The organism is Serratia sp. CY81684, assembly GCF_052166595.1.
In the GTDB taxonomy this organism is placed as follows: Bacteria; Pseudomonadota; Gammaproteobacteria; order Enterobacterales; family Enterobacteriaceae; genus Serratia; species Serratia nematodiphila.
In genome coordinates, this window is sequence record NZ_JBJNOO010000001.1 from 460,799 (window position 1) to 475,427 (window position 14,629).

Below are 14,629 nucleotides of genomic sequence, written 5' to 3' on the forward strand. Positions count from 1 at the left end.
GAAAAAGGTCGCTACAGCTTACAACAGAACGTTGGCGTTAAAGCAAACAAAAGGCGGCCTGAGCCGCCCTTTTGCACGATTGCCGATCCGGCCATTAATTGTAGATGATCGCGGTGCCGTGCAGTTTATTGTCACCGGTGGTGGCGATGATCTGGAAGGATTTTGCGCCCGCCGCATCGGCTTTGGCCGCCAGTTTGTTTTCCAGGCTGCTCAGGTCGGACGCGCCGCTGACGGTGACGACGCCGGCTTTTTGCAGATCGGCGGGTTGTGCGTTAACCAGTTCGGCGGCGAAGCTGCCGAAGGAGACGGAAGCCAGTGCGATGGCGGCGATGGTCATTTTCAGGTTTTTCATGGTCTTATTTCCTATCTTTGTTCTTTACGATGTTTGTTTTGTAAGGTCGTTAAATTAATTAACGATCGATAATTTAATGTTAGATGCCGGTTTGACGGATTGCAAGTATTTTTTTAATGCTCGTTAATTAATTTTTTTGACGCCCTGGCGTCGGGAGCAAAACTTATCGCGATCCGCTGGTTTAATTCATTGTTATTGATAGATTTCTGCGGTGCCGTGCAGCTGGTTGTTACCGCCGGCGCCGATGATACGGAAGGATTTTGCACCGGCCTGATCGGCTTTGGCGGCCAGGCTGCTTTCCAGCGAGGTCAGATCGGATGCGCCGCTGACGGTAATGACGCCCACTTTCTGCTGGTCAGCCGGTTGGTTCTGGACCAAATCAGCGGCGAAGCTGCCGAAGGAAATGCTGGCCAGAGTGAGGGCTGCTAAGGTTAATTTTAAGTTTTTCATAATGTTAATTCCTTTCCGATAACGGTGAATAGAGGGGTTTAATCCGCTTCGCTAAATTATCTTAACGATCGATAACTAAATGCTAATCGGTTCTCGACGAGGGCGCAATATTTTTTTATAATGATCGTTAAGTTATTTGTGCTAACCCTGCTGTGGAGCGGGACAGGAGAGAATGATGAGCATCAATGAAGAGGTCTGCGGCAAAAAGAGCCGTGGCAGGCCGAAACAATTTGATCGCGACCGGGCGCTGGAAAGCGCGCTCGATCTGTTCTGGCGGCACGGCTATGAAGCCACCTCGCTGGCCGATCTGGTGGAAGTGACCGGCGCCAAAGCGCCGACGCTGTATGCGGAATTCGGCAACAAGGAAGGGATGTTCCGCGCGGCGGTGGAACGCTATCTGCAAAAATACACCACCTGCACCAACCAACTGTTGGAACAGGCGTTGCCGGTAGCCGAGATCGTCGAGGCCTACGTGCGTTCTTCCGTCGAAGTGTTTACCGATCCCGATACGCCGTCAGGTTGTTTTATGGTGTGCGCCTCCGCCGCGCTGTCGTCCGCGTCCGACGACGTCGCCCAGATGCTGCGCAAAAAACATCATGCCCAGGAAGCGGCGCTGAAAGCCTGTTTCGATCGTAAGGTGCAGCAGGGTGAACTGCTGGCGAAGACCGACACCGCGCTGCTGGCGAAATACGTCATTTGCACCATTGAAGGCATGTCGGTGCAGGCGCGCGAAGGGGCAAGCCGCAGCGATCTGCTGCGGTTGCTGGAAGCGCTGATGCTGGTGTGGCCGCGTCTCAGCCAGATTGGCAATAAGGTGTAGAAACAGGCCCGGTTTTCACCGGGCCGTATATAACGTCACTGATTGACCGGGATCACCGCGCCCTGGTACTTCTCGCGGATAAAGTCTTGAATCGGCTTGGAGTGCAGCACTTTCACCAGCGCCACGATCTCCGGCTTGTTCACGTCGGCTTTGTGCACGGTGATGATGTTGGCGTACGGGTTGTTTTCGCCGCTTTCGACCGCGATCGGATCCTTGGTCGGATTCAGCCCGGCGTCGATGGCGTAGTTGGCGTTGATCACCACCGCGTCGCCTTCGTTGTTGTTATACATCTGTGGCAGCAGCGCGCCCTCAACGTTGGCCTGGAACTTCAGGTGTTTCGGGTTTTCCACCACGTCGGTGATGCGCGCGTCCACTTTGCTCACCCCCGGCTTCAGCTTGATCACGCCTTCCCGTTCAAAAATAGACAGGATGCGGCCTTCTTCCGCCACCGCGTCGCGCATGATGATTTTGCCGTTTTCCGGCAGATCTTTCAGGCTCTTGTACTTCTTCGAGTAGATGCCGATAGGCTCAATATGGATCGCACCGGCGCTGACGAAGTCGTAGCTCTTGTCGTCGGCGTGGTCTTTCAGCACCGAGTTCAGGTAAGGCACGTGCTGGAAATAGTTGGCGTCAATGTCATGGCTGGCCAGCGCAGTGTTCGGCAGGATGTAGTCCTGGAAGCGCTTGATCTGCAGATCGATGCCTTCCTTCGCCAGTATCGGTTTAGCCTGTTCGAGGATCTCGGCGTGCGGCACGTTGGAGGCGCCGACCACCAGCTTGGTCGCCGCGGCGGCGCCAAAAGAAGCCAGAGTGGCGACGGAGGCGAAAGCCAACATCAGTAGGTGCTTTTTCATCATCGTTTTCCTTGGTTAATTAACGTTTATCGAGCGTTCTTGTCAGGGTGTCGCCAATGAACTGAATGACGAAAACGATCAGCAGGATCGTCAGCGTCGCCACCAGCGTCACGTCACTGTGGTTGCGTTGGAAGCCTTCCAGATAGGCCAGGTTGCCCAGGCCGCCGGCGCCGATCACCCCGGCCATCGCGGTGTAGCTCACCAGCGCGATCAGGGTGACGGTGATGCCGGAAACCAGCGCCGGCGAGCTTTCCGGCAGCAATACGCGGAAAATCAGGGTGCGGTTTTTGGCGCCCATCGAGCGCGCCGCTTCGATCACTCCTTTGTCGACCTCGCGCAGCGCGATCTCCACCAGCCGGGCATAGAACGGCGCCGCGCCGACGATCAGCGCCGGCAGGGCCGCATCTGCGCCGAGAATGGTGCCGATAAGCGACTTGGTGAACGGGATCAGCAGCACGATCAGAATGATGAACGGAATGGAGCGGAAGACGTTGACCAACACGGAGATCAGCGAGTAGACCGCCCGGTTCTGCAACAGCTGGCCCTTCGAGGTTAAAAACAGCAGCACGCCGAGCACGATGCCCAGCACCAGCGTGGCCAAACCGGCGATGCCGGTCATGTACAGCGTTTCCCAGGTGGCGTCCCACAGTTGGTCCAGACGCAGGTGGGGGAACAGGGATTCAATCATGTTGGATAACCTCGACGGCGATGTTTCTTTCGTTCAGCAACTTGAGCATGTCGGCGACTTGTTGTTCGTTGCCTTCGGCGTGGATGTACAGTTCGCCGAACGAACCGTTGAGGGTGTGGCTGATCTTGCCGTGCAGAATGTTGATGGTCAGGGCGTAGCGCCGGATCACTTCAGAGATCACCGCCTGATGGGTTTGCACGCCGACGAAGGTCAACTTGAAAATCGCCCCCGGCAGGTGGGCGGTGAGCTGCGGGTTGAAGCTCTCTTCGGTGTCCGCATACTGCGACACCTGTTTGACGAACTGCCGGGTGATCGGCTGCTGCGGCCGGGTGAACACATCGAGCACCGGGCCTTCTTCGACGATGCGGCCGTTTTCCATCACTGCCACGCGGTGGCAGATTTTGCGCACCACGTGCATCTCGTGGGTGATCAGCACGATGGTCAATTTCAGCTGACGGTTGATGTCCAACAGCAGGTCGAGAATGGCGTCGGTGGTCTGCGGATCGAGCGCCGAGGTGGCCTCGTCGCACAGCAGCACGCTCGGGTTATTGGCCAGCGCGCGGGCGATGCCGACGCGCTGCTTTTGGCCGCCGCTGAGCTGCGACGGGTAGGCGTTTTCGCGCCCCTGCAGGCCGACCAGCGCGATCAGTTCCGCCACGCGCGGCGCAATCTGCGCCTTGGGCACGCCGGCGATCTGCATGGAAAACGCGATGTTCTGGCTGACGGTGCGCGACCACAGCAGATTGAAGTGCTGAAACACCATGCTGATTTTCAGCCGTGCCTGGCGCAGATGGCTGCCTTTGGCGCGGGCGATATCGAAGCCGCCGACGTCGATGCGGCCGCTGGTGGGCGTTTCCAGGCCGTTGAGCAGGCGGATGAGGGTGCTTTTGCCGGCGCCGCTGTAGCCGATGATGCCGTAAATTTGCCCGGCCTCTACCGCCAGGCTGACGTTGTCTACCGCTACGACGCGGCCCTGTGTGCTGTCAAAAGTTTTGCAAACGTTCGAAAGAACGATCATAGCGAAGCGGATCCTTATCGATACATCACAGCATTCCGTCCAGAGCGCGGTGCGCCGGACAGAGATCGTTCGGCTTTTCGGCTGACGGAACCTCTGTTGCGGGTGAATACCGGGCAATCCTACCGAGGGTTGATAGTGACAGGAAGAATGTAAAATCTATTACTTATTCTGATTTGATATATAAGGCGGCGGGGGAGGCGGGGGAAGAAAACCGGCCGCAGGGCGGCCGGCGAGATTGATGACAAACCTTATACCCTTGCCGGGTTGGCAGAGAGCACCGAATAAAAAACAAGGAAAATCAATTTATTGATTTTCGGCTGATCACCACAAAGAGGGGAAAAACCACGCTTTTTCCCCTCTTTGTCAATAGACTGACCGGCCGCAGGGCGGCCGGCGGAAGGCTAGCGTTTGTCCAGCTTCATGTGCAGCAGCGGGAACGGGTTGCCCTGGCCGTCGAGCGGCGAGCGGCCGGTGATGACAAACCCGTAGTGGCGGTAGAAGCCGCTGGCCTGCGGATTTTGCTCGTTCACGTCCAGCTGCAGCTCATCGTGCAGCGTTTCCGCGTGGGTCAACAGCGCTTTGCCCACGCCTTGGCCGCGCTGATCGGCGTCGATAAACAGCATCTCCACCTTGTTGCCGTTCAGGCCGATAAAGCCGCAGGGATGCCCCGGTCGGTCTTCGGCCACCCAAACGTTGACCGCCGGCAGGTAGTCGTTCAGCACCAGCGGGAACAGCTGCGCGATGTTGTCTTCGGTTAAAAAATGGTGGGTGGCGCGCACCGAACGCAGCCAGATATCTGCCAATTGCGCGTTGTCTTCCGCCGCGCGTGCTCTGATGGTAATCATCGAACTCTCTGCTATCTAAGTTGAAGGAAAAGAAACTAGATAGAGGTTTTGTGGGGTTAGTGCCGAATTAACGTGGGTTAACGCCCTGCAAAGCGCCTCTGCAGTGGATCGAATAGGCCCGCCTTCTCGCAAGCGGTATAACAACTGTAATTCAGCAAGTTAATGCTTTCAACCGCCGCAGGGCGCAATGAGGCGTTCGTCGCGTGATACACTGGCCGCTGAACCAGCAAGAGGGCGGCAGGATGGAAGCGGTACGCGCAGCGATAGAAAAACAGGTGCTCAGCCTGACCGGGCTGGCGCTCGGCGGCGTCGACTTCGAGAACCCGCCGGGCGATCCGGGCTTGTTCGGCCCGCAGTCTGTCATCTGGCAGGTACATCGCGACTTCACCCCGATGCTGTGCGGCGGCGTCAGCGCCTTGCTGCTGCAAATGCTGCACCCGCTGGCGCTGGCCGGAGTGTGGGATCACTCCAATTTTCGCGAAGATATGATCGGCCGCCTGCGCCGCACCAGCCAGTTCGTGTCGGTCACCACCTTCGGCCCGACCGCCGAGGCGCAGCGGCTGATCGCCAAAGTCAAAGCCATCCATCTGCGGGTGACCGGCGTCGGCAGCGACGGCACGCCTTATGCCGCCAGCGATCCGGCGCTGCTGACCTGGGTGCACGTGGCGGAGAGCAGCCGTTTTCTGGCCAGCCACCTGCGCTACCGCAACCCGCACCTTTCCCGCGATTTGCAGGATCAATACTATCGTGAAGCGGCGCGCGTGGCCGCCGCGCTGGGGGCGACGGCAATTCCTCAGTCCTGCGCGGAGGTCGAAGAATACCTGCAGGCGATGCGGCCGCAGCTGGTGTGCGATGAACGCACGCAAGAGGTGGCGCGCATTCTGCTGAAGGCGCCGGCGCCGAGCGCATTGGCGCGCCCCCTCGGCGGGGTGGTGATGCAGGCGGGCATCGATCTGTTACCCGATTGGGCGCAGCGGCAGTTTGGTTTTCATCAGGGCGCGCTGCGGCGGCGGCTGGTGCGAACGGGCGCCGCCGGTTTGGGCAAGGTGCTGGGCGCGTCGATGCGCAACGGTTCCTATCAGCGTGCGGTGCGGCGCATCACTCAGCCGTCATGAGCCGCAGCCGCTATAATTAGCCTTTGTTTATCTTCGTTTACGGCCGTTTTTGAGACTTTTACGGGTGATCCGGCCAGTAATGCGTTTTACACTTGGGGCAAAGCCACATTCCATTTTTGGCGCGCAGCCGATTCTGCCGCGCCCTGACCCTATTGAGGTGATATGAACGAGTCATACGTACTTGCTGAAGTCAGCAATGAGAACCAGACGCTGGTCGCGGTGGTTCAGCAAGATCACCGGGCAGCCTATTTTTACATCTATCCCGCCGAAGCCTACAGCGATCGCTATCAGGTGCGCGCCTGCTGGCTGCGCAATCTGGCCGCCGCGCCGCTGCAGGAGGATCGCGCCGCGCTGGAGCAAGGGCAGCCGCCGATGCTGGCGGCGGAGTTTTGCCGCAACCTGGAAGGGGAAGCGCCGCTGAACCCGGAAGGGTTGATGGTGGTGTGGAGCGAAAGCGACGACGGCGCGGCCCTGTGGTATTACGGCCAACTGCTGGCGGTGATCCCCGGCTGGAGCCTGTATATCGACCATTCGGTGTGCTATTCCGCCAGCTGCATCAAGGAGAGCCCGTTGGCCTATCCGCTCGGTTCGGCCTCGACCAACACCCAATATGCGCAGGCGGAGAGCACCCGCCAATTCTGGCGTAGCTGGCAGCGTGAAGAGGGCAATCCGTGGCCGAAGATGCAGCGCGATTTTCAGGCGCGCTATGAGCAGCATTTCGGCCCCTCGGTAAAATACTACGCCATCGATCAGGGCAAGTGGCCGCCGATGGCCATCACCCAGCACGAACGCGACGGCATCTATTACTTCCTCACCATGGGGGTCAGCATCCGGCCGATGCCGTGGGTGGAGATCCTGTTCAACGACGAGGCTTCGCGCTATCGCCGCATGGAGATGGCGATCGCCATCGACAGTCAATACATGACCGAAGACAACGCGGTGCAGATGGCCAGCGCGCTGGCCGGTTTCGCTCATGCGCCGTGGGCGCGGCTGACCTGGATCGGCGAAGGGCATACGCTGGAGTCCGACGTGGCGCCGCTGGGCTATGAGGGCTATATTTTATCGTCGTCCTTCTACCCGCATCACGCGCACCTGGCTCTGCCGCAGCAGTATGGCGATCCGGTTAACCTGTTCTGGGCCAGCCCGGTGTTTACCGCCGAGCGCCAATTGGCGCACGCCACGCCGAATGGCGGGCACGATCTGGTGCACAGGCTGCGCGAGCAGGGCGTCGACCATATTTTCCGCCCGCGCCAGCCGGTGTGCTGACGCGCTTATCTTTTCTTCAGGAGCCGCCATGACCACCGCGCTGTTGATTATCGATGTGCAGGAAGGGTTGTTTACGCCGCCGCCGGCGGATGCCGCGGGCACCGTTGCGCGCATCAATCAGCTGAGCGAGCGCGCCCGCCGGGCCGGTGCGCCGGTTGTCGTCATTCAGCACCATACGCCGGACGATGAGTTGCCGCACGGCAGCGCCGCCTGGCAAGTGCTCGCGGCGCTGACGGTGGCGCCGGGCGACCATCGGGTGGAGAAAACCACGCCGGACTCGTTCCTGCGCACCTCGCTCGGCGCGTTACTGATCGCCAACGGCGTATCGCAGCTGGTGGTTTGCGGCTACTCCACGCCGTTTTGCATCGATACCACGGTGCGCAGCGCGGCGGCGCGCGGCTATCCGGTGACGCTGGCGGCGGATGCGCATACCTGCCACGACAAATCCTATGCCGATGGCCTGCTGATCCGCACCCACCATAACGAGACGCTGTCGAACATCGACAGCTTCGGCGTGCCGATCCGCGCAGTGCCCGCGGCGGACATCGTGTTCTGAGAACGGAAAACGGGGGCCAACGCCCCCGTTCGTTATTTCAGGCCCGCCCGCCGCGCCGCCACCTTGGCCAGCGCCGCCCAGTCCAGATCCGCATCCCCCTGCGCCATCGCGTCGAGGAAGTTGTCTTTCAGCACCCCGGCGAACGGCATCGGCGTATGGCTGTCGGCGCCGGCGGCCAGCGCCAGCCCGACGTCCTTCAGCCCCAGCGCCAGCCGGAATCCGGCGGGTGAATACTTCTCGGCGGCGATCAGCGCGCCATAGCCCTGATAGGCCGGGGCGGCGAAGACGGTGCTGCTCAGCATCTGCAGGTAGTCGGCGCCGGACACGCCGTAGTTGCGCACCAGCGCGCTGCCTTCCGCCATCGCTTCAATGGCGCTGGCCAAGGTAAAGTTGGTGGCGATTTTGACCACGTTAGCCTGCGCCGGATCGGCACCGAAGTGCCAGGTTTTCTGGCCAAGGGCATCGAACAACGGCTGCGCTTGCTTCAGCCGCTCGCTATCGCCGGCCGCCAGAATATTCAGCTTGCCGGCGGCCGCCACGTCGACCCGCCCCAGCACCGGCGCGGCGAGATAGCCGATGCCGTGCTCCGCATGCAGCGTCGTCAGGCGTTTGGCGAGTTCGACCGAGATGGTCGCCATATTGATATGCAGCGCGCCCGGTTTCATCTGTTGCAGCAATCCGCTGTCCACCACCACCTGTTGCGTGGCGGCATCGTCGGCCAGCATGGTGATCAGCACGTCGACATCGGCCAACTGTTCCGGCCGTTCGGCCTGCCGCGCGCCGGCGCTCACCAGCGGCTGCGCCGCCTGTGGCGAGCGGTTCCATACCGTTAAGGCGAAGCCCGCCTGCAACAGGTTGGCCGCCATGGCGCTGCCCATCCCACCCAGTCCGGCAAATCCGATCTTCATCATGCGCTCCTTTTTCAGGTTGAAGGTTTTACCCTAGCGCGCCGGGCCAGGAACGCAAATGCCGGAGTGTAACGTCGTCTTACGCACCGGCGGCGGGTTATTGACGCGCTGCCGCAGCGGGTATACCTTGATGCCATGAATATATCGATGCACTCCACCCACAATCAGTCATGGTGGCGCCTCTTCTGAGGCGGCACGAGTATTCACATCTCTTTTTAATGCCGCCGGTTTGGCGGCATTATTTTTTGTGGCGTTGATCCGGCGGTCTACAGACCTTCAGGAGCACTGTCATGAGTTACACCATTCTTACCGGCGATCGCGCCACCGGCCCACTGCATTTAGGCCACTTCGTCGGCTCGCTGCGCCAGCGCGTGGAATTGCAGCACCAGCATAACCAAACGGTGATGGTGGCGGATCTGCAGGGCCTGACCGATAACGGCAACAACCCGCAAAAAATCAGCGCCAACGTGCTCAACGTGGTGGCCGACTATCTGGCGGTGGGCATCGATCCGCACAAGACCACCATTTGCCTGCAGTCGGCGCTGCCGGCGTTGGCCGAGCTGACGATGTACTACCTCAATCTGGTCAGCGTGGCGCGGCTGGAACGCAACCCGACGGTGAAAAGCGAAATCGCCGAGAAGGATTTCGCCCGCAGCCTGCCGGCCGGTTTTCTGATCTATCCGGTCAGCCAGGCGGCGGACATCACCGCCTTTGGCGCCACCCACGTGCCGGTCGGCGAGGATCAGCTGCCGATGCTGGAGCAAACCAACGAGATCGTGCGGCGCTTCAACCACATCGTCGGCCAACCGGTGCTGACGGAGTGCCAGCCGCTGCTGAGCAACGTCGGGCGTCTGCCGGGGCTGGACGGGCAGGGCAAGATGTCGAAATCGCGCGGCAACGCCATTCAGCTTGGCGCCGGCGCCGACGAGGTGCACAAGGCGGTGATGAGCATGTTCACCGATCCCGGCCATCTCAACGTCAGCGATCCCGGCCGGGTGGAGGGCAACATGGTGTTCACCTATCTGGACGCCTTCTGCGAAGACGCCGCGCTGGTGGCGGAGCTGAAGGCGCACTACCGGCGCGGCGGGTTGGGGGACGTGAAGATCAAACGGCTGCTGGAGGATTGCCTGCAGAGCCTGCTCGAACCGATCCGCACCCGCCGCGCCGAATTCATCGCCGATAAAGGCGAGCTGACGCGCATCCTGCAGCACGGCACCTGCCGCGCGCATCAGGTCAGCCAGCAGACGCTGCAGCAGGTCAAGGCGGCGCTGGGGCTGGACTTCTTTAGCCTGGAATGATGCGCACGCCGGGGCGGCACGCGTCACGCCCCGGCCATAAAACCATCATCCCACTGTCATAAACTTATCCGTTAATAGGTGCCCATAATGATTAGCCACTGAAACCAGAGAAATCATATGGCTCAGGCACTGTTAAAATTGGCGCAGCACGAGTTCCCAGGGCAGCACGCCGCCGCATCCCGCAAAGTGTTATCGGTAAAGGGGCTCGGCAAGGCCTACAAAGCGCAGCAGCGCGTGCTGGATGACATCAATTTCGATTTGCACGCCGGCGAGTTCGTGGCGGTGATCGGCCGTTCCGGCGCGGGCAAGTCCACGCTGTTGCACACCCTCAACGGCACCATTCCTTCCAGCTGCGGCGAGATGCTGCACTTCGAAGACGATGGCGTGGCGCAGGATATCGCCCAGCTTGCCGGCCGCCAGATGCGCCAGTGGCGCGCGCGCTGTGGCATGATCTTCCAGGACTTCTGCCTGGTGCCGCGGCTGGACGTGATGACCAACGTGCTGCTGGGTCGTCTGAGCCACACGTCTACCCTGAAATCCTTCTTCAAACTGTTCGATGACGCCGACCGCGCTCGCGCCATCGAGCTGTTGCAGTGGCTCAACATGCTGCCGCATGCGCTGCAGCGCGCTGAGCACCTCTCCGGCGGCCAGATGCAGCGCGTCGCCATCTGCCGCGCGCTGATGCAAAATCCGCAAATCCTGCTGGCCGATGAGCCGGTGGCGTCGCTCGATCCGAAAAACACCCGCCGCATCATGGACGCGCTGCAGAAAATCAGCGAAGACGGCATCGCGGTGATGGTGAACCTGCACTCGGTCGAACTGGTGAAAGAGTATTGCTCGCGGGTGATCGGCATCGCCCACGGGAAGATCGTGTTTGACGGGCATCCTTCGCAACTGAACGAACGGATCCTGCACCAGCTGTATGGCGAAGAAGCCAATCAGATCCATTGAAGCACTTTTGACCTTTACCCTTTACACACAAGGCACACCTAATGAAAAAAGTATTGAGTCTGACCACCCTGATGGCCGGCGCGATGATGGTCTTTAATGCTGCCGCAGCGGATGCGCCGAAAGAGCTGAACCTGGGCATTCTCGGCGGCCAGAACGCCACCCAGCAGATCGGCGATAACCAGTGCGTGAAGCAGTTCCTGGACAAAGAGCTGAACGTCGATACCAAGCTGCGCAACTCGTCCGACTATTCCGGCGTGATCCAGGGCCTGCTGGGCGGCAAGATTGATCTGGTGCTGAGCATGTCGCCGTCGTCGTTCGCCTCGGTCTACATCAAGGATCCGAAAGCGGTGGACATCGTCGGTATCGCGGTCGATGACGTCGACCAGTCGCGCGGCTACCACTCGGTGGTGGTGGTGAAGGCCGGCAGCCCATACCAGAAACTGGAAGACCTGAAGGGCAAGGCCATCGGCTTCGCCGATCCGGACTCCACCTCCGGCTTCCTGATCCCGAACCAGGCGTTTAAAAAGCTGTTCGGCGGCACGGTCGACAACAAATACAACAACACCTTCTCCAGTGTCACCTTCTCCGGCGGCCACGAGCAGGACATCCTCGGCGTGCTGAACGGCCAGTTCGAAGGCGCGGTGACCTGGGCGTCGATGATCGGCGACTACAACACCGGCTACACCAGCGGCGCGTTCACCCGCATGATCCGCATGGATCATCCGGACCTGATGAAGCAGATCCGCATCATCTGGCAGTCGCCGCTGATCCCGAACGGCCCGATCCTGGTGAGCAACTCGCTGCCAGCCGACTTCAAGGCCAAAGTGGTCACCGCCATCAAGAAGCTGGATAAAGACGATCACGCGTGCTTTATCAAAGCGATGGGCGGCAAACAGCACATCGGCGACACCACCCTGGCGGAATACCAGACCATCATCGATATGAAGCGCGAGCTGACCAAAGGCGACCGTTGATTCCCGGCTGCCTCGGCCGCCCGAATGAAGGGGTTCAGCATGCTGAACCCCTTGTTCCATAACGATGGAAGACCTGTTTTGAATACCGATTTCGCACACTATTACCAACGGATCCGCAGCAAGCAAAAGCGCGAAGCGCTGCTGTGGTCGCTCGGGCTGGTGGTGCTGTACCTGGGCGCCGGCAACCTCGCCGAGTTCAACCTGCACACCGTCTGGGTGTCTATTCCGCACTTCTTCGACTATCTGGCCGAAACCGTGCCGACGCTGCACTGGCACCTGCTGTTCGCCGACGGGCGCACCGAAGGCTCGCTGGCCTATTGGGGCTATCGCCTGAACATCCAGCTGCCGCTGATCTGGGAGACCCTGCAGCTGGCGCTGGCGGCGACCATTTTTTCGGTGCTGGTGGCGACCGTGCTGGCGTTTCTGGCGGCCGGCAACACCTATACCCCGGCCTCGGTGCGGCTGGCGATCCGCACGCTGGTGGCGTTTCTGCGCACCATGCCGGAGCTGGCGTGGGCGGTGATGTTCGTGATGGCGTTCGGCATCGGCGCCATTCCCGGCTTCCTGGCGCTGGCGCTGCACACCATCGGCAGCCTGACCAAGCTGTTCTACGAATCGATCGAAACCGCCTCCAACAAGCCGGTGCGCGGGCTGGCGGCCTGCGGCGCCACGCCGCTGCAGCGCATGCGCTTTGGCCTGTGGCCGCAGGTGAAGCCGGTGTTTCTCTCCTACAGCTTCATGCGGCTGGAGATCAACTTTCGCCAGTCGACCATTTTGGGGCTGGTGGGGGCGGGCGGCATCGGCCAGGAGCTGATGACCAACATTAAACTCGACCGCTACGATCAGGTCAGCATGACGCTGCTGCTGATCATCGTGGTGGTTTCCGTGCTCGACTATGTGTCGGGCGAGCTGCGCAAGCGCGTGGTGGAGGGGGCAAAATGACAGCGGGCACTCCGGCGTCGGCGGAAACGCTGCGCCAGCTAAAACAGCAGCATCCGGCGATCTTCGCGCAGCAGGGGCGTTACCTGCGCACCGTCGGCCTGATCGCCTTGGCGATCGTGCTGTACTACGTGTTCTTCTTCCTGGTCTTCGGCATTAGTTGGCCGCAGTTTATCAACGGCTGCCAGCAGCTGGGGCGCTATTTCCTGCGCATGTTCGTCTGGCATGACTTCGCCAACTGGCCGTTCATGTACTACTTCCAGCAGATTGGCATCACCATCGCCATCGTGTTCGCCGGCACTATCACCGCGTCGCTGATCGCGCTGCCGCTGTCGTTCTTCGCCGCGCGCAACGTGATGTCGACGCCGTTGCTGCGGCCAATTTCGGTGCTGGTGCGCCGCTTGCTGGACGTGCTGCGCGGTATCGATATGGCGATCTGGGGGCTGATCTTCGTGCGCGCCGTCGGCATGGGGCCGCTGGCCGGGGTGTTGGCTATCGTGATGCAGGATGTCGGGCTGCTGGGCAAACTGTACGCCGAAGGGCACGAGGCGGTGGACAAGTCCCCGAGCCGCGGCCTGACGGCGGTGGGCGCCAACGGGTTGCAGAAGCACCGCTACGGCATCTTCACCCAGTCGTTCCCCACCTTCCTGGCGCTCAGCCTGTACCAGATCGAATCCAACACCCGCTCTGCGGCGGTGCTGGGTTTCGTCGGTGCCGGCGGCATCGGCCTGGTGTACGCGGAGAACATGCGGCTGTGGAACTGGGACGTGGTGATGTTCATCACCCTGATCCTGGTGGTGGTGGTGATGATCATGGACAAGGTCTCGTCGCTGCTGCGCAACAAGTACATCATCGGCGAAGACATCCCGCTGTATCAGCAAAAAAGCCAAATCGATTGAGAAACCCCTTGCCGATCCCTATACTGCCGCACATTCAAGGTGTGCGGCCATACCCGTCATACTTGGAGCTGCCTCTTTGTTGGCTGCATTTGCGCGCCCCGGTCACATAGTTAACTATGCTCCGGGGGCTTACAAATTTGCCGCCGCGATGCAACTCCAATTATTTTGGGTATGGGGCATTTTTTTACAATGCGCACGTCCCCGTTAGACAAATAAGGCAATGCAATCCCATGATGAACAACGACGTGCTGCGCAGCGTGCGCTATATGCTGAGCATTAACAACGCCAAAATGGTCGAGATTATCAAACTGGACGATTTCGAGGTGGCGGTGTCGGCGATGGACGCTTACGTGATCAAAGAAGGCGAGCCGGGCTACGAGAAGTGCCCGGACGAAGTGATGGCGCACTTCCTCAACGGCCTGGTGTTCTTCAAACGCGGCAAGGACGACAAGTTCCCGGCGCCGGCGGTTGAGCTGCCAATCACCAACAACCTGGTGCTGAAAAAGCTGCGCGTGGCGTTCGAGCTGAAAGACACCGACATGCACCAGATTTTCACCGCGGTGGATTTCCGCATCTCCAAGCCGGAGTTGAGCGCGCTGTTCCGCAAGGAGGGCACCAAGAACTACCGCCCGTGCGGCGATCAGATGCTGCGCTACTTCCTCAAAGGGCTGGCGCTGCGCGTTCGCGGCGAGTAAC

17 protein-coding genes are annotated in these 14,629 nt (G+C 60.4%); 10 read left to right on the top strand and 7 right to left on the bottom strand.

Going from position 1 to position 14,629, the window contains the following annotated elements; all coding sequences use genetic code 11:
- Positions 1 to 94 precede the first annotated feature (94 nt).
- Positions 95 to 352 carry a multiple stress resistance protein BhsA gene (gene bhsA / locus ACJ8QF_RS02290; protein WP_004939517.1) on the bottom strand — a complete coding sequence of 86 codons (258 nt, stop codon included), beginning with the start codon at positions 350 to 352 and terminating at the stop codon, positions 95 to 97.
- Positions 353 to 544: 192 nt separating this feature from the next.
- A complete protein-coding gene (gene bhsA / locus ACJ8QF_RS02295; protein WP_015377085.1) occupies positions 545 to 802 on the bottom strand; it encodes a multiple stress resistance protein BhsA in 258 nt (85 codons plus the stop codon).
- A gap of 175 nt (positions 803 to 977) precedes the next feature.
- Here bhsA (ACJ8QF_RS02295) and ACJ8QF_RS02300 point away from each other — a divergent pair, with 175 nt between their 5' ends.
- The gene (locus ACJ8QF_RS02300; protein ID WP_004939509.1) at positions 978 to 1,622 is read left to right on the top strand and encodes a TetR/AcrR family transcriptional regulator; all 645 of its coding nucleotides are present in this window, start codon (positions 978 to 980) and stop codon (positions 1,620 to 1,622) included.
- A gap of 35 nt (positions 1,623 to 1,657) precedes the next feature.
- On the opposite strand, the gene ACJ8QF_RS02305 is transcribed toward ACJ8QF_RS02300, so the two are convergent.
- The 4 genes from ACJ8QF_RS02305 to ACJ8QF_RS02320 all read right to left on the bottom strand — a co-directional run bounded on the left by ACJ8QF_RS02305 (position 1,658) and on the right by ACJ8QF_RS02320 (position 5,027).
- Positions 1,658 to 2,476, bottom strand: a complete 819-nt coding sequence (locus ACJ8QF_RS02305; protein ID WP_004939506.1) for a MetQ/NlpA family ABC transporter substrate-binding protein — start codon at positions 2,474 to 2,476, stop codon at positions 1,658 to 1,660.
- A 19-nt stretch (positions 2,477 to 2,495) separates the two neighbouring features.
- Positions 2,496 to 3,164, bottom strand: coding sequence for a methionine ABC transporter permease (locus tag ACJ8QF_RS02310; protein ID WP_004939505.1), 669 nt, complete (start codon positions 3,162 to 3,164; stop codon positions 2,496 to 2,498).
- A complete protein-coding gene (locus ACJ8QF_RS02315; protein WP_021503958.1) occupies positions 3,157 to 4,182 on the bottom strand; it encodes a methionine ABC transporter ATP-binding protein in 1,026 nt (341 codons plus the stop codon). The genes ACJ8QF_RS02310 and ACJ8QF_RS02315 overlap by 8 nt, the downstream gene beginning before the upstream one ends.
- A 401-nt stretch (positions 4,183 to 4,583) precedes the next feature.
- Positions 4,584 to 5,027: an acetyltransferase gene (locus tag ACJ8QF_RS02320; protein ID WP_004939500.1), complete on the bottom strand. Its 444-nt coding sequence runs from the start codon at positions 5,025 to 5,027 to the stop codon at positions 4,584 to 4,586.
- Positions 5,028 to 5,269: 242 nt separating this feature from the next.
- On the opposite strand from ACJ8QF_RS02320, the gene ACJ8QF_RS02325 reads away from it, so the two are divergent.
- The 3 genes from ACJ8QF_RS02325 to ACJ8QF_RS02335 all read left to right on the top strand — a co-directional run bounded on the left by ACJ8QF_RS02325 (position 5,270) and on the right by ACJ8QF_RS02335 (position 7,964).
- Positions 5,270 to 6,142, top strand: a complete 873-nt coding sequence (locus ACJ8QF_RS02325; protein WP_049187609.1) for an oxygenase MpaB family protein — start codon at positions 5,270 to 5,272, stop codon at positions 6,140 to 6,142.
- Positions 6,143 to 6,304: 162 nt separating this feature from the next.
- Positions 6,305 to 7,408, top strand: coding sequence for a suppressor of fused domain protein (locus tag ACJ8QF_RS02330; protein ID WP_049187225.1), 1,104 nt, complete (start codon positions 6,305 to 6,307; stop codon positions 7,406 to 7,408).
- Positions 7,409 to 7,436: 28 nt separating this feature from the next.
- Positions 7,437 to 7,964, top strand: coding sequence for a cysteine hydrolase family protein (locus tag ACJ8QF_RS02335; RefSeq protein WP_015377091.1), 528 nt, complete (start codon positions 7,437 to 7,439; stop codon positions 7,962 to 7,964).
- 32 nt (positions 7,965 to 7,996) lie between these two features.
- Here the strand turns inward: ACJ8QF_RS02335 and ACJ8QF_RS02340 are convergent, their stop codons facing one another.
- Positions 7,997 to 8,872, bottom strand: a complete 876-nt coding sequence (locus ACJ8QF_RS02340) for an NAD(P)-dependent oxidoreductase (RefSeq protein ID WP_049187227.1) — start codon at positions 8,870 to 8,872, stop codon at positions 7,997 to 7,999.
- A 290-nt stretch (positions 8,873 to 9,162) separates the two neighbouring features.
- Between ACJ8QF_RS02340 and trpS the strand changes: the two genes are divergently transcribed.
- From trpS to ACJ8QF_RS02370, 6 genes are all read left to right on the top strand, one after another.
- Entirely contained in the window at positions 9,163 to 10,170 is a 1,008-nt protein-coding gene (trpS, locus tag ACJ8QF_RS02345) for a tryptophan--tRNA ligase (RefSeq protein WP_197752936.1), read from the top strand.
- A gap of 117 nt (positions 10,171 to 10,287) precedes the next feature.
- Complete coding sequence (gene phnC, locus ACJ8QF_RS02350; RefSeq protein ID WP_004939485.1) at positions 10,288 to 11,121, top strand: phosphonate ABC transporter ATP-binding protein; 834 nt, start codon at positions 10,288 to 10,290, stop codon at positions 11,119 to 11,121.
- A 41-nt stretch (positions 11,122 to 11,162) separates the two neighbouring features.
- Entirely contained in the window at positions 11,163 to 12,095 is a 933-nt protein-coding gene (phnD, locus tag ACJ8QF_RS02355) for a phosphonate ABC transporter substrate-binding protein (protein ID WP_004939482.1), read from the top strand.
- 78 nt (positions 12,096 to 12,173) lie between these two features.
- Complete coding sequence (gene phnE / locus ACJ8QF_RS02360) at positions 12,174 to 13,037, top strand: phosphonate ABC transporter, permease protein PhnE (RefSeq protein ID WP_021503954.1); 864 nt, start codon at positions 12,174 to 12,176, stop codon at positions 13,035 to 13,037.
- The gene (phnE, locus tag ACJ8QF_RS02365) at positions 13,034 to 13,933 is read left to right on the top strand and encodes a phosphonate ABC transporter, permease protein PhnE (protein ID WP_033633798.1); all 900 of its coding nucleotides are present in this window, start codon (positions 13,034 to 13,036) and stop codon (positions 13,931 to 13,933) included. The genes phnE (ACJ8QF_RS02360) and phnE (ACJ8QF_RS02365) overlap by 4 nt, the downstream gene beginning before the upstream one ends.
- A gap of 230 nt (positions 13,934 to 14,163) precedes the next feature.
- On the top strand, positions 14,164 to 14,628 hold the full coding sequence (locus ACJ8QF_RS02370) for a DUF1456 family protein (RefSeq protein WP_131164522.1): 465 nt from the start codon (positions 14,164 to 14,166) through the stop codon (positions 14,626 to 14,628).
- The last annotated feature ends 1 nt before the right edge of the window (position 14,629 follow it).